This window comes from Pseudomonas sp. C9-3 (assembly GCF_032392015.1).
Lineage (GTDB): Bacteria > Pseudomonadota > Gammaproteobacteria > Pseudomonadales > Pseudomonadaceae > Pseudomonas > Pseudomonas nitroreducens.
Map to the genome: position 1 here is coordinate 4,107,827 of NZ_CP135919.1, position 17,088 is coordinate 4,124,914.

Consider the following 17,088-nt stretch of genomic DNA (forward strand, 5'->3'; position numbering starts at 1 on the left):
GCACGCCAGTGGCGTGCATCAACCCTACCCCCGCGGCAGGGTCAGCGCCCGCCCTTCGCCTGCATCGCCTTCGCCAAGGCCAGCTCGATGTTCGCTTCGAGCCTGCTGTCGTCCTCGGCTATGGCCCTGACCACATCGTGAAACTTGAAGCGGACGCTGTACTGGGGCTGGCTGACGAAGGCCAGCACCATCACCATGGTGCCGTCGCGGCGCTCACCGATGCCGATCGGTACACTGCCCCGCTTCATCACGAAGTAGGCGCGCTGGTGTCCCTTGCGGATCGACCGAGCGCTGTCGGTGGCATTGCCTTTGAAGCCGGCCTTGTACTCCAGCGCACCCAGCCCGGACAGGATCTGGATCATCTGGCCGCGACTCATGTTGCCGTACTTGTCCAGCGTGGCTCCGGCGCCAGGCACGAGGAACTTCCCGGCCGGCAAGATGCCTTTGGCGCGCAGATTACGTTCCGACGCCTTGTCCACCCGCGGGCCGCCGAACACCTGTGGCGCTACCCAGTCCTCGGGCGCGGCCCCCTTCGACGCGCCGTCCTTCTCGTCCTTCACCCACAGCGAGGCCTCCAGGTTGTTGGGCTTCGCGTGAAAGACGCGGACGGCGTTGCGGGTGAACGACGTCGGGTTGTCGAACACCTCGTCGATCTCATCAACCAGTGCGCGGTTCGCCTGGTTCGCAGTGTGGTTGAGCGCGTCGGCCAGCGCCTTGTCGGGCAGGTCTCCACCCAGCACCTGCAGCGAGGCGACAGCGTCGTCCAGGTCCTTGGCGCTGATGCTGCCCCTCATGTCAGATGCCAGTGCCGTCGCGGAACTCGCGGGCCAGCTCCGGCAGGCCGACACCCTTGCGTGCCTCGCTCCAGGCGAACCAGGCGCGAACAATCACCCAGGCTGGCAGACCGCAGACGAAGATGATGCCGCAGATGGCGATCATTCCCACATCGTCCTGCACCCAACTGCCGAGATCGAACCACCGGACGACGAAAGCCCCACCGCATACGCTGGCCACCACCGTGCAGGTCATTGCCACAACGAACTCCCGCACTGTCTTGGGCAGGGTCATAGCCATTACCAGGATGGCGGCGAGAATGGCGAAGAAGCCAAAGGCGCCGAGCTTGTAGAGCGCGATCCCGCCAACTGCAGTCGAGGCCGGCTCGGTCATGGTGTGTGTCCTCATAAGGGTGTCTCCAGGCTTGGCCCGCCCTGGCACTACATGAATAAAAGGCCCGCGCGTGCTGCGGGCTAAGGCGCAGGAGCGCGCACCTAAAATTTGGGCAACAAAAAACCCGGCACGAGGGCCGGGTTTCTGTCTGCCATCAGCGCAACGCGCAAGGACGGCAGGATGGGGATATATTCGGACACGCGGACACGAGAGTCAAGCAGCGATCGGGATCAGCAGCCCCTCGGACCGCAGGACCGCTTCAGCGGCCACCAGCGCCTCGTCCGCCATCTCGTCCAGCTTGTCGTAGATGCCCTTGCGCCACCGGCGGCGAGTGCGCTCATGATTCGCGTCCGGGTCCCAGGTGTTCATGTTGTAGAAGCTGTCCGGCAGCAGGATCATCCCCGGCGCGGACACCACGTACTCATCACGCTCCGGTGCGACGTACTCGCCTTCATCCTCCCCTTCCACCTTCCCCCGGATAAAGTCGCTCATAGCGCGATTCACCGCCGCCTCCTTGGCACTGCGGCTGGCCACCCCCGCGTCGTGCACCCGGCGCTCCACCTTGGCGCCCGGCAGTGCCGGGATCGCCCAGGCGGTCACGGCCTTGTAGATGAACAGTTGGGGCGCGTGCGAGGCCACCAGTGGCGCGATGGCGCTGATGGCCAGCACCTTGCGGGGGCCATGGGTGCTGTAGCGAGCCATCAGGACATTCCAGTACCGCGGCTTCAGCTCCGAATGCAGGCGGGCATGCACCCAGCAATCCGCCTCCATGCGATCCTCCGCACTCACCCCCGAGCCCTTGGAGACAATCTCCGTCGCCGAGTAGAGCCGCTGCCAGGCCTGCTTCGCTGTGTTGTCGATGCATTCCGCCGCCATCACCGCTACGACGGCGCTCCGTGCTCCCGAATAGATCATGTGCTCCCCCTCAATCCCCGACAAAGTTCGATCCGCCGGCCCCGCGGCGGTTCTCGATGTAGTACTCGGTAGCCTGCTCACGGCTCATCAGGCCTTTCTCGAGCAGCGCCTGGCTCAGCCGCAGGCGCAGTTGCAGCAGCGCCTCCTCGAGCGGTAACGGGTCCCCCGTTGCGGTGGTCATCCCCGCGCCGTGACAAAGGCCGCATACCCGCTTCCCGAAAAGTCCGTCCTCGACCCCTGACCCGGTGCATCCGGTGCACGCCGGCAGGGGCTTGATGCGGGCCGTCATGTCCGGCCGGCGGTGTCCCTGGATCACTCCGCGCCCTCCCAACCCGTTACGTTCAGCCTCTCCTGTGAAAATTCCCGAGAAGCCCGGAGAGGTGCGCCGCTGCTGGCGTCTGCCTCGATTTCGATAACCGCCGATCCTGCACCTATCTGACGGTGAATCCGGTCGAAGCCACGGGCGTCTAACCATCCGTGCCACTTCTCCAGGGCCTCCCGCTTCAACTCCTCGGCGGTGGTGTGGATGTAGGTCTTGGCCGAGTAGCCCATGGAGTGGTTCAGCAGCAGCTCCCCGATCAGGTAGTCGACGCCCAGGTCGGCCCAGGTGGTGCGCGCCAGCTTGCGTAGGTCGTGGCTGGTCCACTCGCCGGCCCCCAGCTTGGCGAACACCGCGCTAGCCTGCTTCTCGCCCATGGGCTTGCTGCCGGTGCCCGGGAACAGGTAGAGCTGCTCGCCGCCGGCCGCCACCTGCTGCTCCCGATACCGCTGCAGCAGCGCGCACACCTGTTCGGTCAGCGGCAGCTCATGCTGCACGCGGGTCTTGGTGTTGGCGGCCGGGATCAACCAGACGCGCTCAGCCAGGCTGATGTCGCGCCACCGAGCCTGCCGGGTCTCACCGATGCGGCTGCCGTGGGCCAGCATCATCAGGGCCAGCATCCCTTCGGCCGGTGCATCCTCGAAGCGCTCCGCCAGCGCGGCCAGCAGCGGCTCGGCGTGCATGCCGTGCAGGTGGGCCGCCTTTGGCTTGATCTTCGCCTGGACGAAGTCGCCGAACTTGATGGCCGCCATCGGGTTGCTGTCGAGCATGTGCAGGCGCAGGGCGTTGGCGAAGGCCATCATCAGCACCCGCAGGATCAGACGGACGTAGCCCAGGCTGAACTCCTGCTGCAGGGGCCACATGAGGCGCTCGTCGATCTGTGCCCGGTTCAGTTGAGTGATCAGCAGCGCACCCAGGCGCGGCACCAGGTGGCAGTCGATGGCCGAGCGAACCTGCGTCTTGCGCTTCTCCGACAGCGACCGGTCGCGCATCACTCGGTCCCGGTGCCACACCAGCACCTGCTCAACGCTCACCCAGCCAGCCTGGCCGATCACGGCCTCGGGGTTCTTCGATAGGCGCTGGCGGTGCTCCGGGAGCGTGGCCAGGACGTCCTTGGCGCTCATCTCGGGGAAGGTGCCGATCTTGTGCCAGACCCGGCGGACAATCAGGAACCAGCTGCCACGCTCGCGCTGGATGCCGAAGCGCAGGCGCAGCCCCTGGTGGCGAGGGTCCTTCAGGTCGCGCGCGGCACCCAGGGCCTGCCGGCGGATCTCGGCGTCGCTGAAAGCGATAGATGCGATGGTGGTCATGCGCGCATCACCTGGGTACGTGGCTGCCGCAGGTAGTCCTCGATCACTCGCAGAGCGTCGTCCACGCCGCGGCACACCGTCGCGTAGTAGCCCTGCTGCTCGACGCGCAGCAGGAAGGCGGTCTGGGCTTCGGTCACTGCCGAGTCGTGCGGCGGCGAAGCCTTGAACTCGATGAACAGACCGAACCAGCCACCACGCGCGATCGGCAGATTGAGGTCGCTGACGCCAGCCTTCACGCCCTGACCGGTCAGCTTGGCGGCGACCACCGGGTGCCGGTGGCCTCCATTGGGGATGTGGTAAATCAGGCGGTAGGCTTCCGGATGCTTCACCTTCAGGATGCTCATCAGCAGAGCCTGCTCCTTCCCCTCCCAGTCGATGGGCTTGCGGCGCACCGTACGGAGCGCGCTGCCAAGGGGCTTGCTCTTCAGGGGCTTCATCACACGCCGTCTCCCTGCAGGTCCTTCAGCACCGCCTTCAGCCGGCGGTAACCTTCCATCGCGCTGGCGTTGGCCTCGCGATCCTGCTCGACCATCAGAGCGACGTCCTCGGCGCGCTTCGCCAGTTGCTTCAGGCTCTCCCCAGCCGCGGCGATGGCGCTCGCCAGCTCACCGAGCAGGTCCAGCGGCGAGGCCGTGGGTTTGGCTTCGAGTTGCGGCGCGGGCTTGGTCGCTGGGACGGTCATCTTCTGCTCCTTGGGCTTTTGCTTCTGCTCGACCGGGAGGCGCTGGTAGGCGTCGCGGCCGGTCTTTTTGATCAGGCCGGCGTCCGCCAGCGACGTGAGGCATCCGGAAACGATGCGGGTGTCTGGGGTACTGCCGGTGAGGTTGCGCAGTTGGGTCATCACCTGGAACGAACTCCAGGCCTCGGCGATCGGGACGCACTCGAAGACCTTCTTGGCGATTCCTGTCTGCCCCTGCATCAGGGCCTCCTGCTTGGCGGGCGTCATGGCTGCAGCTCCAGTTTCTTGAAGTCTTCTGCGGATAGAGGCTTCGAGTTGAAAGTGCGGTCGACGCCGATAACCAGCTCGATCTCTTCTGGCGTGCCGAGGTAAGCGAAAGGGTCACGGTCTCCGGGCCGCGTTACCGCATACCGGAGCGGGCCAGGGCGGCCGGTCAGCGAGGCGGTGTAGCCCGAGAAGTGCTGCCAGCAGTTCCGGATAACGTTGCCAGCGGCGCCTTGCTTGGCGAGCCACATCGGCCGGGGGAAGTCAGTCATTTTTCACCTCGGGTGATTCGCAGTTTCGCCAACAGCAGATCGCGCGCCGCCAGACCACTGCCTGACAATCCGTAGTGCTCGACCAGGCGTTGGGCCTCTTGTTCGGAGTGCTCCTGCTGTACCTCGGCGTAGGAGCGCTGGCTGTCGTGGGCAATGGCCTGCATCGGCATGGTCAGCGGCTCGCCGCAACCCACTTGCCGCACCAGGACCGAGTAGTGGTACTCGAACGATTTCCGAATGCGCTCGATCGCCAAGCCCTCGGCACAGTGCAGGTCGTGCATGCCAGTGGCCGCTGCCGCCAGGTGCACGGCTGGATGGCGCCAACGGTGCTGCGGGTTCTTCGCGTGCCGCACTGCCTCGTTGTAGGCCGCCTCAACGGTGGGCATACCCAGATCGTCCGGCGTCGGCCGGCACAGCTCGAGGAAGGCCGCCAGCGACGGGATCTTCTTGCAGGCCAGCCCCATCCGGCGGAGTCCGAGATCGAACAGACCCTGCGGTAGCGCTCCGAGCTCGTTGCGGAACCAAGACCGCTTGCCGGCCTTCAACTTGGCTTCATCGCTCGCTGGGTAGTTCCAGCTGAACTGATCGGGGAACTGCACCTGGAAGGCGGCAAACACCATCGTCACACGCGCCTTCAGCAGGGCCTTGAACTGGTCTTCATCACAGGGGGTCGAGGCCGTCGGCCCAGTCGTCATTCTGGACGTTGTCAGCAAGCGAGATGCCGCCGGCAGGACGGCTTTGACGGGGCGCAGTGCCATGGGCGGTAGCTCCAGCAGATTTGGTTTTCAGGTCGGCGGCGCGCTTCACCAGCGCCCGGCACCAGCCGGGATGGGTGTCGGCGTAGCTGCGGGTCAGCCAGTAGCTCACGAACTCAGCGAGCAGCTGCGGGGTGATGTCGCTGGCAGCGACGGCCATCAGGCGCAGATGGGTCTTCAGGTTGACCTCGTCCGGCTCCCACCCATCGAACATCTCGAACCGGCGCCGCGCGTCTACGGAGGTAGCGCTAGCTACCGAAGTAGAAGATGAAGAAGAAGGAGAAGCTGTAGAGCCGTCACCTTGCGGGGCGCTTGGTGACGGCTCGGGTGCATCACTCTGCCTTTCACCAATGCCCCCCTTTGGTGGTGGTTGGGGTGCATCATCAGTGCTGGCACCAAAGCGGGAAGAGTTGCCCTTGTGGTTGCGCACGTACTCATCGCGCACCATGCGGGGCGAGTACCAGACCGGCCCCTGTTGGACCGCGAGCAGCTCAACTGAAGGGCCTGCGCGGCGACCGCTGACCGGGGTGTAGACCAGGGCCTCACAAGCGCCTTTCTCAACGCCGTACATCACCCCTTTGTCGACAAGCTCCTTCAGTGCCTTTATCGGGGCGCCAAGGGCCTGGGCGATCTCCTTCAAGGACCAATGCAGGACGCCGTAACTGTCGCTGTCGTGCATCAGCCCCATCACTTCCAGCCAGACGCCGCGCGCCTCCCAGGAGCAACGGCGCAGCTTGGCGTTGTTGCGCCAGTCGGCCGGGTAGAATTGGAATGCAGGGCGTTTCACAGCTCGCCCTCCGTCACCTTGGTCGCCAGGATGGTCATCCCCTTGGCGGTGATGCGGAACTGCGAGGCGCAGCGAGAATCCCCTTCATCAGTGGTACCGATGACCGACACCTTGTTGACCACAACGCCCTGCTGGATGCGCCGGCGGTATGCGAGCCAGCGCTTGCTGTTCGCGGGCCGATACATCCAGCGATTTTCGGACAACCAGCGAATCACGCGATAACGCTCGATGCCGAGGTGGGCCGCAGCTTCGGTGAGGTTCAGCGTTCCGCCCGCCCCCTGCAGCAGCTCATAGGCCGCAAGCTTGGGCGCCTGCTCGGCCACCTGTTCCGCCAATTCAGCGGCAAGGCGCAGCGCCTCGGGCAGTGTGCTCGGGATGGCGATACGACTGATTACCTGGCCTTCCAGCTCATGCAGCCGGCGGATCACCCGATGCCGCAACGCGACGTCGTAGCCGGTGATCAGCGTCTCCGTCAATTCGCGGTCCAGGTGGTAAGCGGTGGTGTAGCCGCGGCTGTCGCGCTCCTCACGTACATGGCTCAAATCTGAGCCATCAGCAGTCAGGACGGCGATCATCTTGCGGACGTCGCGGATGATGTTCTTGTGCGCCTTGGCCGTGAGCTGCGAGATTTCCACCGTGCTCATGGTTGCGCGCGCCACGTTTTGCAGAACCGGAAAACGTGGCGCAGTGTTGTCGGTATTGCTTTGGAGTTGCATACTACCTCCCGTTGATCAGAACCCCGGCCCGTGTCCCCACACTTCGCCGGGGTTTGTTTTTTAGTGGATCGGACGCCCGGTTTCGTGGACGTCCAGGCCCATCGCCAGCGCCTCCTGCTCCATCTTCGAGAGCAACTCGCTGCTCCGCGCGATAACACCGCGCAGGTGGTGAATCGCGGGCGGCAGCTCCCCTCTGTCCTTCTCGTTCACCTCGCCATCGGCGAGCACGTTGCTGCAGGCCTCCACGGCGCCGCCCAGGTGCTTCACCATTCGCCCGAAGGCGCTCACCGGGCAGAAGTCGGCCTGGGGCATCCGCGCGCCAGCCAGGTCGTAACGCGCCGCCAGTTCGTTGATGCAGCGGTCCCGCCATTCGGGCTCCAAAGCGGCCACCCAGGACTCTTCAACCCAGGCCGGCAACTCGACGGTGCCGGCAACCCAGCGCTGCACCCGCTTCAGCCAAGCGGCCGAGGCAGAGAGGTACGCGGTCCCGTCGTTCTTCAGCTCGTCGCACTCGAAGTCCGGCACCGCCATCTCGATCGCCTTCTCGTGGCACTTGGCGTGCAGGGAGCGGCTGAGCGCCGCGGCGAAAGCGGGCGTCTTGGCAGAGGAACGGATGATTTGGGAGTTGGCGTACGCCAGGAGGACCTGGTCGCGGGTGAAGGGGTGTCGCGTGCTGGACATAGTCATGTTGCGCTCCTGGTCCTACTCTGGCCCCATCAACGAGGCCTTCTTATCGGGGGCCAGCGGAGGGAATCGCTCCATGCGCCAGCCATCTATTCATCTCCTCCAGGGCCAACTGCTCGCCCTACAGGCACAACTCAATGCGTTGTTCGCTTCGCTGCCTCCGGTGATCCTTGAAGAGGTTCAGGAGCACCTACAGCGCCAGGCCGATCTGGCCCGGGTCGACATCATCAGCACCGAGTGGTCGGGGCCGGTGATGCCGGGTTTCGAAGCTCAGTTGGAACAGGTGTCCGCGTGAGCACCTTCTTACTCCTCGCCTTCTTCGCGTCGCTGGGCGCCCATCTCTTCACGCAGTTGGTGAAGGTCCTCGACCAGCTCCAACAGTCGCTCTTCAAGAGCGCGCAGGCGGTCTTCATGGGGCGAGTCCTGGGCGGGCGCAGTTGTCACTTCGCGCCCTCCTTGGCTTGTGTTTTTGGGGATTCGTCGTCATCGGTCCGTCCCGGCACATCAGCCTCGGCGGCCTTGAGCCGGCCTGAAGAGGCCTTCTCCAACACGCACTGCTGCGCAAATGAAAAGCCTCCAGCAGCGCGCATCTGAGATGCCCTGCCACGGGAAACCCCCAGGGCTAGGGCGATCGCGCTACCGGTACGGAAATATTTCAGGGCTTGGTCGAAGGTCATGAGGTGTCTCCGGGCTCGTGAGCGCAGTTTAGAAAAATAAACCACAACGAGCAAGGAAACTAAACATGGAAATGTTTAGCCTTCTAAACATGGACTTCTCAGATCGCGTGAAAGAACGCATGAAGGCGCTAAAGCTCACCTCTATTGAGGTGGCTCAGCTTGTTGGCGTTTCCAAAGGCTCCGTAACGCACTGGACGAATGGAACCAACCAGGCCAGTGGTAAGCGACTCATTGCTTTAGCGAGCGCCTTGGAGTGCTCGGCAGAGTGGCTGGCGACCGGCGAGTCGCAGGCACCAAGCCCAGCGAGTGGGCCTCGAGAGGAACAGCCAAAACCTGCCAAGTCGGCGGCAGCCGGCATGGTGTTGGACATGCTCAAGAAACACGCCGGCAAGAGCCTCAATAGCGCTGCCCAGCAGCGCATCGCCCAGGCGGTAGCTGACAGTCTCGCCGAGGCTCCGGCGCCGGAGAACAGCGGCAATGTCATCGTCGCTGACTTCTCCCGATCCACTGTCGTGAGAGGTGACACCATCTCGATTGCTCAGTACGACGTACGCGGAGCAATGGGCGCCGGACAGGTTCCAGCCGAGTACCGCGAGTTTGTTCGGAATCTGGTTGTGGATAAGGTCCAACTCGATGACTTGGGGATCAAATACACCGCTCCGACAAACCTCAAGATCATCACCGGCTGGGGCCAGAGCATGCTGGGCACCATCGATGACAAGTCACCGCTGATTGTCGATATCGGCGTCACAGACTTCGTCGAGGAAGGCGTCTACGTCTTCACATGGCTGCAGCATCTGTTTATCAAGCGCGTGCAGCTCTTGGATGCAGAACACTTCCAACTGGTGTCCGACAATAAGGTCTTCGAGCCACAAAAGGCGCGTATGGAAGACATGCACTTCCACGCGAAAGTACTCGGGACTTGGAACTTCCGCAGGCTTTGACACGCATCGTCTGGGGCCTCCGTCAAGCGCCGCTCTCTGGGCGACGCACGCGGAGCAATGATGAGTTACCCTTAGGCAGCTAGTCGCATCCCGGTTCAAGGAATAGAATCGACGACATGAAAAAGCCCTACACCTACACCCTCAGGATCATAGGATCCGCGCCCAACAAGCTTCCGCTTGATCGGCTGGCCTTGTACCTGGCAGAAATGGCAAAGCTGCTCGGAGAGAATGAGCACATCCATTTCGATAAGGTGAGCCGAGGAAGTGCGGCGCTCAAGGTGTGGGCCGAGCCTCAGGCCGCTCCGGCCGTTGCAAGACGGGTCGCTCTTGCAGTGGCCAAAAGCCCTGAGAGCGCTCGTGATGCGTCGAAAGCCCTGGAGAACATCAACGGCCTGCTAGTTCAGGACGGCAAGCGAGCCGAACTGAAAAACCCTAGCGGCGCTGTCATCTGCCCGTTCCCTGGCGGGCAGAAAGCGCCCCCCGTGAAAGACCTCATTATTGACGAAGACTGCAGTGTGTCCGGCCAGGTCATAAAGATTGGCGGAAAGGACGACACCATTCCGCTATTGCTTCGAGACGCCGACGGCATTGAGTACCACTGCACGGTCAAGGGCGAAGAACTCGCCAGGGAAATTTCCGCTTATTACCTTCGTGACCCGATTGAAGTCAGCGGCCGGGGGAAATGGCGCCGCAGCCCTGACGGTGAGTGGATCCTCGATCAGATGACCGTCAAGTCCTGGACACCGCTCTCGAACGATTGGGATGCAGCGTACGAGGCAATGGGAAATCTCGCTTCGGGTTGGCACAACGTGCCCGATATCGAAGACCGGTGTGCAAACATCCGTAAGGGGCACTAATTGGTAATTTGGGACACCAATATCCTGGCGCTGTACTTCGGGAAAAGGCTTGGTCAGGACGATCAACTTCGAATGGCTGGCCTCGTTGCTGAGCTCAAGCGCAAGCGGGAACCAATTGGAATCCCGGCCCAGGTGTGGGCGGAGTTTCTGGACGCGGCCAGTCCTGAAGAACTCGCGCACAGCCAAGACATATTCAAAACCAGTGCTTTCCGTCTGCTTCCATATGACCTTCGCGCAGCGATGGAAACCGTCGAGGTTTCCAGGTCAGGACGAGATGCCAGGAAGGCCACTAAGGGCAAGAAACGCGAACGCCAGGCAGTAAAAGTCGACTGGCAAATCATCGCTATTGGCAAGCTCCACCGCGCTCGTCTGCTGCTCACGAACGATGGCGATATGCAACTCGAGGCGGTCCGCTCCGGCTTGACTTGTAAGGCGATCGCCGAGTTAGAAATTCCCGACGACCTCCGCCAACACGCCATCAATTACGAGCCAGCGCCCGAGGTCGAAGCTTAGTCAAGTAGCCCCGCCTTCGCGGGGCTGTTTGTTTCTGCAATCAGAAAGGCGCGGGAACGTCGAACAACCGCTGGACGACTAAATCTGCCGGCGCCTCTGTCTCCTCTGGCTGCTCGTCATTCATCTCCGCCTCCCACTCCAGCAACACAGTGCCATCGTCATTGGCGGTCATTTCTAACCCGTCCGTTTCGGCCAACTCCTCCAGCACCTGGTTCCACTCCAGATCGGTATCGCGATCGAGGCGCCAGATCGTGGCCCGACGATCAGCCTGCGCCTTTGGACTGTTAATCATCGCCGCCAGCCTGAGGCGCAGGCGATCCAATCCCGACACCCCCATCTCCCCCTGCTGCACCACCCCTTCATCCATCAACCCCATCTCGACTTCCTCCCTGAGAAATTACTGTATGCGTATACAGTAATTTCAAGCAAAGAGGTCGGCAAGTGCCTCTCAGACAATTTCCACTCTGTTTAGTTCTCTAAATTTCTCTTGACCTCTCGTGTTTAGTTTTCTAAATTTCATTCAACGCCAGCACATCGGCGAACGGCCTGCGGGCCAAGCGCTCTTTCACAACCTGGAACAACCACGCCGGCTCTGGTCACCGGCCTGCTCGAAGCTGCGACGTCCTTCTGGAGGCGACGCGCCGAGGGTTGCTTCGCTAACGCTCCCTGCCAGGGCTCTTCAGAACGGGGCTCTTTACCTGGTACAGCGGACAGGCGCCAAAAGCGCTTGCGTTGATTGTTCGAGCCTTGCCGGTGGTGGCCTCGTAACCCCGGCCGCAACACGACTGCAGCGTACGGATGCCGGCGCCACGGTTCACCTGACAGCCAGAAGCGACACCCGCGGGTTGGAGAAGCCCGGAATTTAGGCGAACGCGGGAGTAACACCGATGACCCTGGCGGCTCTTCACGGCTCCGCCAGGGCGCATCGGAGAGTGATCTGGTTTCCATGCGCGAGGGGTAGCGCGTGCGCGGGAGCTACCTGATTCAGTTCAGAGCCATCCGCCGGAGACCCGGACAGAGACTCAGCACAGGCCAGATCACTCCCCGATGCGCAGAGCATCGACCCCCAACGACTCTTCGAGGATGCACCATGTTCGGACTGAAAAAGCTGTTCGGTAAGGGCCGGGAAGCCCGCGCCGCGATGGCCAAGCTGGAAAACCGCGACCTGCTCCAGGCGATCGTTTACGGCTGCTTCTATGTAGCCGCCGCCGACGGCGAGATCGAGCCGCAGGAGCTGGACAAGATCGACCGCCTGCTGCGAAACGAGCCCAAGTTGCAGGGCTTCGGCGCCGAGCTGGGCAACCTGATCGACAAGGCCAAGGCCGATTTCAACGAGGGCGGACCGCGCATCATCCGCATGAACGCCGAGCGCGAACTGGGCGACCTGGCCCACGCTCCGGGCGATGCGGAAACGGTGATCAACTTCATGCTGACCATCGCCGAGTCGGACGGTGAAATCGAGCCCGCCGAAGTGGAAGTGCTCGAGCGCGCAGCCGGCAAGCTGAACCTGCGCCTGAAGGATTACCTGTAATGCGCGCGGCCCGCCGGAAGGCCATCGCCGGGCTCGCGGGCGCGGCGGTGGTCATCCTGCTGGCCTGGCTGGTGCTGCGCCTGATCGCCTGGGGCTCTTGCTCCTGGTACGGCTACCAGACCAACCGCGACACCCGCTATGCAGCCTTCATCGGCTGCATGGTGCGGGTCGACCAGCAGTGGATTCCCCGCAACGAACTGCGCGTCATGCAGTGAGGCATCACTTCTGCCGCTTCATCGAGGCGGCAGCGGGATGCCACCCCATCCCCCAGAGGGTGGTCACCTTTGCCCGCTGCGCGCGGGCTTTTTGCGGGCGCCCTGCCCGCCCCCTATTCCTTGCGCCGGCCGGCGCTTCCGGCCGAACAGTGAATGGAGGCCGCAGCCATGTAACTGACAGCCCTGGTAGTTCGGCAACAAGCCGGGCGAGCCGCGAAACGCTCACATACGGAGGCGGATGTGAGACCCGGAAAGGCCCTGTCGGACGGGCCTTTCCACCTTCCCCCTGAATCCTTTCGAGAGCACTCCCCGCGACGCCCACCGGCGCACAGCCGCGCGATCGAGTGCTGCCCAAAGGAAGCCACCCAACCGAGGAACGCACCATGCAGGCAACCATGCACAGCAACCCGTCGCTGCCGGCTCTGCTCCGGCTCACCGCCAAGGCCCGCGAGACCTTCGAGCGTCTCCGCCGCCCGGCCGAAAAGATCGCCTACCGCATCGAGCGCGTCGACGGCGCCGGTGAGTTCCGCTGGAAGGTTGTCGCCCCCGGCTCCAGCCGCGCAGTCGCCCTGCGCCGGACCAAACGCGAAGCGCTGCAGGCCTGCGAACGCCTGGAGTGCCGCGCGAGCAAGTGAGGCGCCGCGATCGTGACCTGCTCCGCCGCCCCTGGCGCGAGCTGGTCACCAGAGTGACCGACCTGGGCCCCGAGAAGCTATGTCCAGGCTGCGACACCTGGTGGCCCCAGGACGGGGAGTTCTTCTCCTTCATCACCACCAGGGGCCACTTCCACAACCGCTGCCGCGCCTGCCGGGCTGGAGAGCAGGCAGCGCGCCGCCAGCACAGGAACGCCGCATGACCGCGAAGAGCCAGCAGGAACGCAGCAAGGCCGCCGCCGACAAGCGCGAGCGCCTGGGCGAAGTGGAGCTGCGCCACAACGTGCCGCGCGGCACGCGGGACCTGCTCCGCAAGCTGATGCGCTGGCACAGCATCACCCAGCAGGCCGAGGCCATGCAGCTGCTGATCCTCAACGCCCACGCCTTGGGCAAGCAGGGATCGGCGCCGCTCTTCGCGGCCCGCCTCAGTGTCGGTGGTGAGCAGAGCATCTCCGAGGTGCTGCGCCATCGGCTTCGCCCTGGTCCGCTCGACCACTTCCGCGAGCTGATGCGCTGGCACGGTATCGACACCGAGGCGGACGCGGCCGAGCGCCTGGTCCGGAACACCTTCGGCCTCGGCCGTGAGGAATCCGCCGCGCTGCTCACGCCGCCGCGCCACGAAATCCGGATCAGCAAAAACGTGGAGCGGAAGCTCCAGAAGGACGGCCGCAAAGAGGCCGCCAAACTCGACAAGGAGGAGGAGCCTTGAGCACCGCCAGCCCCAAGCAGGCCGAGACGCTCGGCCATATCCGCACCTTCATCGCCGATAAAGGCTACTCCCCCACCGTCGCCGAGCTGGCCGCACTGGCCGGCGTCAACCCGAACGCGGTGCACGAGCGCCTGATGGCCCTGAAGAAGAAGGGACTGATCCATCACACGCCCGAGATTTCCCGCAGCGTCCGCCCAGCCTGATCGACGCCAGCGGCGGAAGTACTCCCCAGGAGAAACGCATGTCCCTGCCCTACACGCTGCACCTCGGCGACTGCCTGCAGGTGCTGCGCACCATTCCCGACAACAGCATCGACAGCGTGGTGACCGACCCGCCCTACGGCCTGTCCTTCATGGGCAAGCGGTGGGATTACGACGTGCCCAGCGTCGAGGTCTGGGAGGAATGCTTGCGGGTGCTCAAGCCGGGCGGCCACCTGCTCGCCTTTGCCGGTACCCGCACACAGCACCGCATGGCCTGCCGGATCGAGGACGCGGGATTCGAGCTGCGCGACATGATCGCGTGGGTCTACGGATCAGGCTTCCCAAAGTCGAAAAACCTCGACGGCGACTGGCAGGGATGGGGCACCGCCCTGAAGCCTGCTCTGGAGCCGATCACCATGGCGCGCAAGCCGCTGGCCGGCACCGTGACCCAGAACGCGGAGGAGCACGGCACGGGCGCACTGCATATCGACAGCTGCCGAGTTCCTTCCGAAGCCATGCCGCCGAATACTGGTGCCGGCGGCATGCCCCGGCGACGCGACGACGAACAGAGAGGCCCAGGAGCTCTGAGCCAGCCGCACCCTGGTGGGCGATGGCCGGCGAATCTCCTGCATGACGGCAGCGCAGAGGTCGTAGCCCTGTTTCCGGCAGATGCAGGCGCTGTCTCCCCCGTGCGCGGCACGGAGCCCACGGCGAACGGATTCAGCGGCTCGGTGGCCTACAGTGGCATGCGCGATCGAGTGGCCGGAGCGTTTCACGCGGACACCGGCAGCGCTGCTCGCTTCTTCTACTGCGCCAAGACCAGCCGCCGAGACCGCAACGAAGGCTGCGAAGAGATGGAGCGTCGTCCGCTGCATTGGTCGAGCGGCGATGCGAACCCGGGCAGCTTCCAATCGCCTGGCACCGACAAGACCAGCCAGAACCATCACCCGACGGTGAAGCCCACCGAGTTGATGGCCTACCTGTGCCGGCTGGTAACGCGCCCTGGCGGCGTGGTGCTCGACCCATTCATGGGCAGCGGCAGCACCGGCAAGGCCTGCATGCGCGAGGGCTTCAAGTTCGTCGGCATCGAGCGCGAGCCGCCCTACCTAGCGATTTCCGCCGCTCGCATTTCCCACGAACTGGCCCGCGCCAGCGCCGAAGCAGAAGCGACAGGCGCCAGCGCTGCCCAACTCGACATCTTCAACGACACCAAGGAGCCCGCCGCATGAGGGCGATCGATCAATTCGCTGGCCTGGGCGGCTGGTCCACCGGCGCGCGAGACGCAGGCGCCACCGTCGTTTGGGCTGCGAACCACTGGCCCGACGCGGTGCACTGGCACAGCCAGAACCACCCCGAAGCCATACACGTCTGCCAGGACCTGCACCAGTGCGACTGGTCGAAAGTGCCAGAGCACGACCTGATGCTGGCCTCCCCCTGCTGCCAGGGGCACAGCAAAGCGCGCGGCAAGGCGTCGGGCAATCCACAGCACGACGCCTCACGCTCGACTGCCTGGGCCCCAGTGTCCTGCCTGGAACACCACCGCCCAGAGTTCGGCGTGATCGAGAATACCCCGGAGTTCGTGCAGTGGGAGCTGTACCCGGCGTGGGAGATGGCGGTGCGTGCGCTGGGCTACCAGATCAGCCCGCACATCGTGGATTGCGCAGACCTTGGCGTGCCGCAGCATCGCGTGCGGATCTTCATCGTGCTCAGTCGCAGCCGCGCGCCGTTGCTGCTCAACCTGCAGCAGCATCAGCTTGTTCCAGCGTCGAGCTTCATCGACTTCAACGCCGGCAGTTGGACGGAGATCGATCGGCCAGGCCGCGCGGCGGCAACCCTGGAACGGGTCCGGAATGGCCGCCGGCAGTTCGGCGACCGCTTCCTGATGCCTTACTACGGTTCCGGCTCAGGCCTGACTGGCCGCAGTCTGGACCGCCCCATCGGGACCATCACAACACGTGATCGCTGGGCGCTGGTGGACGGCAACCGGATGCGCATGATCACAGCCGATGAATGCTTGGCGGCGATGTCATTCCCAGCCAACACCCGACGACCGGAAAACCACCGCCTGACGGTGCACATGGCCGGCAACGCGGTTCCTCCGGTAGCCGGCCAGAAGGTCATCGAAGCGATGCTGGCCGTAGCATGATCAGTCGATAAGGTTCTGCATTGCTGACTGTTCCGCTACTTCTTCTAAATCCTTAATTAGCAAGTTTGTCATTTCAACAACGCCCCTCGCTTGAGATAGCGTCGGCTGAAAATCATCATGACTTAGCCGGTTCCGATAAGCTGCGTAGAATCCGGCCAGCAAGTTTCTGTATGCAGTTTTTTCAGACTCATCAAGGCGCACGGGGTTAGTTCCTTCTCCCCTGCTAAAAATCAAGTTAATCAAGTTCTCGCCATCTGTCCCATTCGGAATACCAAATAGCCGCCGCAATCTCGCGGATAGGACCGGGAACGCAGCTCGAATAACTGAAGCAAGCTCCCCTATTTCAAAGAGTCTATTCGTGGCCTCGAACAAACGTGGGTCGGTTTCACCAGGCCCCGCGGCACCAGCAATTAAGAAGTCTCCGAGGATAGGCAAATCGTAATGAACGATGTCAGAAGCGTCGCTCGCACACGCGCCTTTCTGCCCGTGCTCAAGGTATCGCTTCAAGAATGTCATGTGACGCCCGAGGCTGCCGCAATTGTGCCATTCAGGAGAAACCTCATTAACTAGCGGAACTATCAGCCGTTCGAAGTTATTGAACAAAATCAAAAGCGCGGGAGCATCAAGGTGCGGAAACTCCCGATTGATATTAAGGGCCGCCTTATACGCTTCGTGATACTGGGCGACCTTCGCAACTCCGACCATGACAGCTTCCTTGGCATTGTTTTAAGAGAAACCACCCTACCCCTGTCTTTCTTGGCGCGCCAGTGGCGCG

At 63.4% G+C, this 17,088-nt stretch carries 27 protein-coding genes; 11 read left to right on the forward strand and 16 right to left on the reverse strand.

Going from position 1 to position 17,088, the window contains the following annotated elements:
- Positions 1–41: 41 nt before the first annotated feature.
- From RS899_RS18625 to RS899_RS18680, 12 genes are all read right to left on the reverse strand, one after another.
- Positions 42–794 (reverse strand): hypothetical protein, encoded by a 753-nt coding sequence (locus RS899_RS18625; RefSeq protein WP_315807786.1) that lies wholly within the window; start codon positions 792–794, stop codon positions 42–44.
- A gap of 1 nt (position 795) precedes the next feature.
- Positions 796–1,167: a hypothetical protein gene (locus RS899_RS18630; RefSeq protein WP_315807787.1), complete on the reverse strand. Its 372-nt coding sequence runs from the start codon at positions 1,165–1,167 to the stop codon at positions 796–798.
- 213 nt (positions 1,168–1,380) lie between these two features.
- Positions 1,381–2,082 carry a hypothetical protein gene (locus tag RS899_RS18635; protein ID WP_315807788.1) on the reverse strand — a complete coding sequence of 234 codons (702 nt, stop codon included), beginning with the start codon at positions 2,080–2,082 and terminating at the stop codon, positions 1,381–1,383.
- Between the two features lie 10 nt (positions 2,083–2,092).
- Positions 2,093–2,263, reverse strand: coding sequence for a hypothetical protein (locus RS899_RS18640; RefSeq protein WP_315807789.1), 171 nt, complete (start codon positions 2,261–2,263; stop codon positions 2,093–2,095).
- Positions 2,264–2,394: 131 nt separating this feature from the next.
- Positions 2,395–3,711 (reverse strand): tyrosine-type recombinase/integrase, encoded by a 1,317-nt coding sequence (locus RS899_RS18645; protein ID WP_315807790.1) that lies wholly within the window; start codon positions 3,709–3,711, stop codon positions 2,395–2,397.
- The gene (locus RS899_RS18650) at positions 3,708–4,148 is read right to left on the reverse strand and encodes a VRR-NUC domain-containing protein (protein ID WP_315807791.1); all 441 of its coding nucleotides are present in this window, start codon (positions 4,146–4,148) and stop codon (positions 3,708–3,710) included. The genes RS899_RS18645 and RS899_RS18650 overlap by 4 nt, the downstream gene beginning before the upstream one ends.
- A complete protein-coding gene (locus RS899_RS18655; protein WP_315807792.1) occupies positions 4,148–4,657 on the reverse strand; it encodes a hypothetical protein in 510 nt (169 codons plus the stop codon). Before RS899_RS18655 ends, RS899_RS18650 begins: the two co-directional genes overlap by 1 nt.
- Positions 4,654–4,926, reverse strand: a complete 273-nt coding sequence (locus tag RS899_RS18660) for a hypothetical protein (protein WP_315807793.1) — start codon at positions 4,924–4,926, stop codon at positions 4,654–4,656. Before RS899_RS18660 ends, RS899_RS18655 begins: the two co-directional genes overlap by 4 nt.
- Positions 4,923–5,684 (reverse strand): replication protein P, encoded by a 762-nt coding sequence (locus tag RS899_RS18665; protein WP_315807794.1) that lies wholly within the window; start codon positions 5,682–5,684, stop codon positions 4,923–4,925. Before RS899_RS18665 ends, RS899_RS18660 begins: the two co-directional genes overlap by 4 nt.
- Positions 5,587–6,468, reverse strand: coding sequence for a DnaT-like ssDNA-binding domain-containing protein (locus tag RS899_RS18670; RefSeq protein WP_315807795.1), 882 nt, complete (start codon positions 6,466–6,468; stop codon positions 5,587–5,589). Before RS899_RS18670 ends, RS899_RS18665 begins: the two co-directional genes overlap by 98 nt.
- Positions 6,465–7,184, reverse strand: coding sequence for a phage antirepressor KilAC domain-containing protein (locus RS899_RS18675; protein WP_315807796.1), 720 nt, complete (start codon positions 7,182–7,184; stop codon positions 6,465–6,467). Before RS899_RS18675 ends, RS899_RS18670 begins: the two co-directional genes overlap by 4 nt.
- A 60-nt stretch (positions 7,185–7,244) precedes the next feature.
- Positions 7,245–7,871, reverse strand: coding sequence for a hypothetical protein (locus RS899_RS18680; protein WP_315807797.1), 627 nt, complete (start codon positions 7,869–7,871; stop codon positions 7,245–7,247).
- Between the two features lie 73 nt (positions 7,872–7,944).
- Between RS899_RS18680 and RS899_RS18685 the strand changes: the two genes are divergently transcribed.
- The gene (locus RS899_RS18685; RefSeq protein WP_233300390.1) at positions 7,945–8,163 is read left to right on the forward strand and encodes a hypothetical protein; all 219 of its coding nucleotides are present in this window, start codon (positions 7,945–7,947) and stop codon (positions 8,161–8,163) included.
- Positions 8,164–8,171: 8 nt separating this feature from the next.
- Here the strand turns inward: RS899_RS18685 and RS899_RS18690 are convergent, their stop codons facing one another.
- Both RS899_RS18690 and RS899_RS18695 read right to left on the reverse strand, forming a co-directional pair.
- The gene (locus tag RS899_RS18690) at positions 8,172–8,312 is read right to left on the reverse strand and encodes a hypothetical protein (protein WP_315807798.1); all 141 of its coding nucleotides are present in this window, start codon (positions 8,310–8,312) and stop codon (positions 8,172–8,174) included.
- Positions 8,309–8,545 carry a hypothetical protein gene (locus RS899_RS18695; protein ID WP_315807799.1) on the reverse strand — a complete coding sequence of 79 codons (237 nt, stop codon included), beginning with the start codon at positions 8,543–8,545 and terminating at the stop codon, positions 8,309–8,311. Before RS899_RS18695 ends, RS899_RS18690 begins: the two co-directional genes overlap by 4 nt.
- Before the next feature lie 65 nt (positions 8,546–8,610).
- On the opposite strand from RS899_RS18695, the gene RS899_RS18700 reads away from it, so the two are divergent.
- The 3 genes from RS899_RS18700 to RS899_RS18710 all read left to right on the forward strand — a co-directional run bounded on the left by RS899_RS18700 (position 8,611) and on the right by RS899_RS18710 (position 10,859).
- On the forward strand, positions 8,611–9,489 hold the full coding sequence (locus tag RS899_RS18700) for a S24 family peptidase (RefSeq protein ID WP_315807800.1): 879 nt from the start codon (positions 8,611–8,613) through the stop codon (positions 9,487–9,489).
- Between the two features lie 116 nt (positions 9,490–9,605).
- The gene (locus RS899_RS18705) at positions 9,606–10,346 is read left to right on the forward strand and encodes a hypothetical protein (RefSeq protein ID WP_315807801.1); all 741 of its coding nucleotides are present in this window, start codon (positions 9,606–9,608) and stop codon (positions 10,344–10,346) included.
- Positions 10,347–10,859, forward strand: a complete 513-nt coding sequence (locus RS899_RS18710) for a nuclease (protein WP_315807802.1) — start codon at positions 10,347–10,349, stop codon at positions 10,857–10,859.
- Positions 10,860–10,899: 40 nt separating this feature from the next.
- Here the strand turns inward: RS899_RS18710 and RS899_RS18715 are convergent, their stop codons facing one another.
- Positions 10,900–11,235 (reverse strand): DUF1654 domain-containing protein, encoded by a 336-nt coding sequence (locus RS899_RS18715; protein ID WP_315807803.1) that lies wholly within the window; start codon positions 11,233–11,235, stop codon positions 10,900–10,902.
- 714 nt (positions 11,236–11,949) lie between these two features.
- On the opposite strand from RS899_RS18715, the gene RS899_RS18720 reads away from it, so the two are divergent.
- From RS899_RS18720 to RS899_RS18750, 7 genes are all read left to right on the forward strand, one after another.
- The gene (locus tag RS899_RS18720; protein WP_315807804.1) at positions 11,950–12,390 is read left to right on the forward strand and encodes a tellurite resistance TerB family protein; all 441 of its coding nucleotides are present in this window, start codon (positions 11,950–11,952) and stop codon (positions 12,388–12,390) included.
- On the forward strand, positions 12,390–12,605 hold the full coding sequence (locus RS899_RS18725; RefSeq protein ID WP_315807805.1) for a hypothetical protein: 216 nt from the start codon (positions 12,390–12,392) through the stop codon (positions 12,603–12,605). Before RS899_RS18720 ends, RS899_RS18725 begins: the two co-directional genes overlap by 1 nt.
- Positions 12,606–12,988: 383 nt before the next feature.
- Positions 12,989–13,240 (forward strand): hypothetical protein, encoded by a 252-nt coding sequence (locus RS899_RS18730; protein WP_315807806.1) that lies wholly within the window; start codon positions 12,989–12,991, stop codon positions 13,238–13,240.
- 217 nt (positions 13,241–13,457) lie between these two features.
- Positions 13,458–13,967 (forward strand): hypothetical protein, encoded by a 510-nt coding sequence (locus RS899_RS18735; RefSeq protein WP_315807807.1) that lies wholly within the window; start codon positions 13,458–13,460, stop codon positions 13,965–13,967.
- A complete protein-coding gene (locus RS899_RS18740; RefSeq protein WP_315807808.1) occupies positions 13,964–14,170 on the forward strand; it encodes a hypothetical protein in 207 nt (68 codons plus the stop codon). The genes RS899_RS18735 and RS899_RS18740 overlap by 4 nt, the downstream gene beginning before the upstream one ends.
- A gap of 38 nt (positions 14,171–14,208) precedes the next feature.
- The gene (locus RS899_RS18745) at positions 14,209–15,396 is read left to right on the forward strand and encodes a site-specific DNA-methyltransferase (RefSeq protein WP_315807809.1); all 1,188 of its coding nucleotides are present in this window, start codon (positions 14,209–14,211) and stop codon (positions 15,394–15,396) included.
- Positions 15,393–16,313, forward strand: a complete 921-nt coding sequence (locus RS899_RS18750) for a DNA cytosine methyltransferase (RefSeq protein WP_315807810.1) — start codon at positions 15,393–15,395, stop codon at positions 16,311–16,313. Before RS899_RS18745 ends, RS899_RS18750 begins: the two co-directional genes overlap by 4 nt.
- Here the strand turns inward: RS899_RS18750 and RS899_RS18755 are convergent, their stop codons facing one another.
- Positions 16,314–17,018 (reverse strand): TIGR02391 family protein, encoded by a 705-nt coding sequence (locus RS899_RS18755; RefSeq protein ID WP_315807811.1) that lies wholly within the window; start codon positions 17,016–17,018, stop codon positions 16,314–16,316.
- Positions 17,019–17,088: the final 70 nt, after the last annotated feature.

Coding starts and splice junctions, on each gene's coding strand:
- RS899_RS18625 (WP_315807786.1), bottom strand. CDS start 794: ATGAGGGGCAGCATCAGCGCCAAGGACCTGGACGACGCTGTCGCCTCG.
- RS899_RS18630 (WP_315807787.1), bottom strand. CDS start 1,167: ATGACCGAGCCGGCCTCGACTGCAGTTGGCGGGATCGCGCTCTACAAG.
- RS899_RS18635 (WP_315807788.1), bottom strand. CDS start 2,082: ATGATCTATTCGGGAGCACGGAGCGCCGTCGTAGCGGTGATGGCGGCG.
- RS899_RS18640 (WP_315807789.1), bottom strand. CDS start 2,263: ATGACCACCGCAACGGGGGACCCGTTACCGCTCGAGGAGGCGCTGCTG.
- RS899_RS18645 (WP_315807790.1), bottom strand. CDS start 3,711: ATGACCACCATCGCATCTATCGCTTTCAGCGACGCCGAGATCCGCCGG.
- RS899_RS18650 (WP_315807791.1), bottom strand. CDS start 4,148: ATGAAGCCCCTGAAGAGCAAGCCCCTTGGCAGCGCGCTCCGTACGGTG.
- RS899_RS18655 (WP_315807792.1), bottom strand. CDS start 4,657: ATGACGCCCGCCAAGCAGGAGGCCCTGATGCAGGGGCAGACAGGAATC.
- RS899_RS18660 (WP_315807793.1), bottom strand. CDS start 4,926: ATGACTGACTTCCCCCGGCCGATGTGGCTCGCCAAGCAAGGCGCCGCT.
- RS899_RS18665 (WP_315807794.1), bottom strand. CDS start 5,684: ATGGCACTGCGCCCCGTCAAAGCCGTCCTGCCGGCGGCATCTCGCTTG.
- RS899_RS18675 (WP_315807796.1), bottom strand. CDS start 7,184: ATGCAACTCCAAAGCAATACCGACAACACTGCGCCACGTTTTCCGGTT.
- RS899_RS18680 (WP_315807797.1), bottom strand. CDS start 7,871: ATGACTATGTCCAGCACGCGACACCCCTTCACCCGCGACCAGGTCCTC.
- RS899_RS18685 (WP_233300390.1), top strand. CDS start 7,945: ATGCGCCAGCCATCTATTCATCTCCTCCAGGGCCAACTGCTCGCCCTA.
- RS899_RS18695 (WP_315807799.1), bottom strand. CDS start 8,545: ATGACCTTCGACCAAGCCCTGAAATATTTCCGTACCGGTAGCGCGATC.
- RS899_RS18700 (WP_315807800.1), top strand. CDS start 8,611: ATGGAAATGTTTAGCCTTCTAAACATGGACTTCTCAGATCGCGTGAAA.
- RS899_RS18705 (WP_315807801.1), top strand. CDS start 9,606: ATGAAAAAGCCCTACACCTACACCCTCAGGATCATAGGATCCGCGCCC.
- RS899_RS18715 (WP_315807803.1), bottom strand. CDS start 11,235: ATGGGGTTGATGGATGAAGGGGTGGTGCAGCAGGGGGAGATGGGGGTG.
- RS899_RS18720 (WP_315807804.1), top strand. CDS start 11,950: ATGTTCGGACTGAAAAAGCTGTTCGGTAAGGGCCGGGAAGCCCGCGCC.
- RS899_RS18725 (WP_315807805.1), top strand. CDS start 12,390: ATGCGCGCGGCCCGCCGGAAGGCCATCGCCGGGCTCGCGGGCGCGGCG.
- RS899_RS18730 (WP_315807806.1), top strand. CDS start 12,989: ATGCAGGCAACCATGCACAGCAACCCGTCGCTGCCGGCTCTGCTCCGG.
- RS899_RS18735 (WP_315807807.1), top strand. CDS start 13,458: ATGACCGCGAAGAGCCAGCAGGAACGCAGCAAGGCCGCCGCCGACAAG.
- RS899_RS18745 (WP_315807809.1), top strand. CDS start 14,209: ATGTCCCTGCCCTACACGCTGCACCTCGGCGACTGCCTGCAGGTGCTG.
- RS899_RS18750 (WP_315807810.1), top strand. CDS start 15,393: ATGAGGGCGATCGATCAATTCGCTGGCCTGGGCGGCTGGTCCACCGGC.
- RS899_RS18755 (WP_315807811.1), bottom strand. CDS start 17,018: ATGGTCGGAGTTGCGAAGGTCGCCCAGTATCACGAAGCGTATAAGGCG.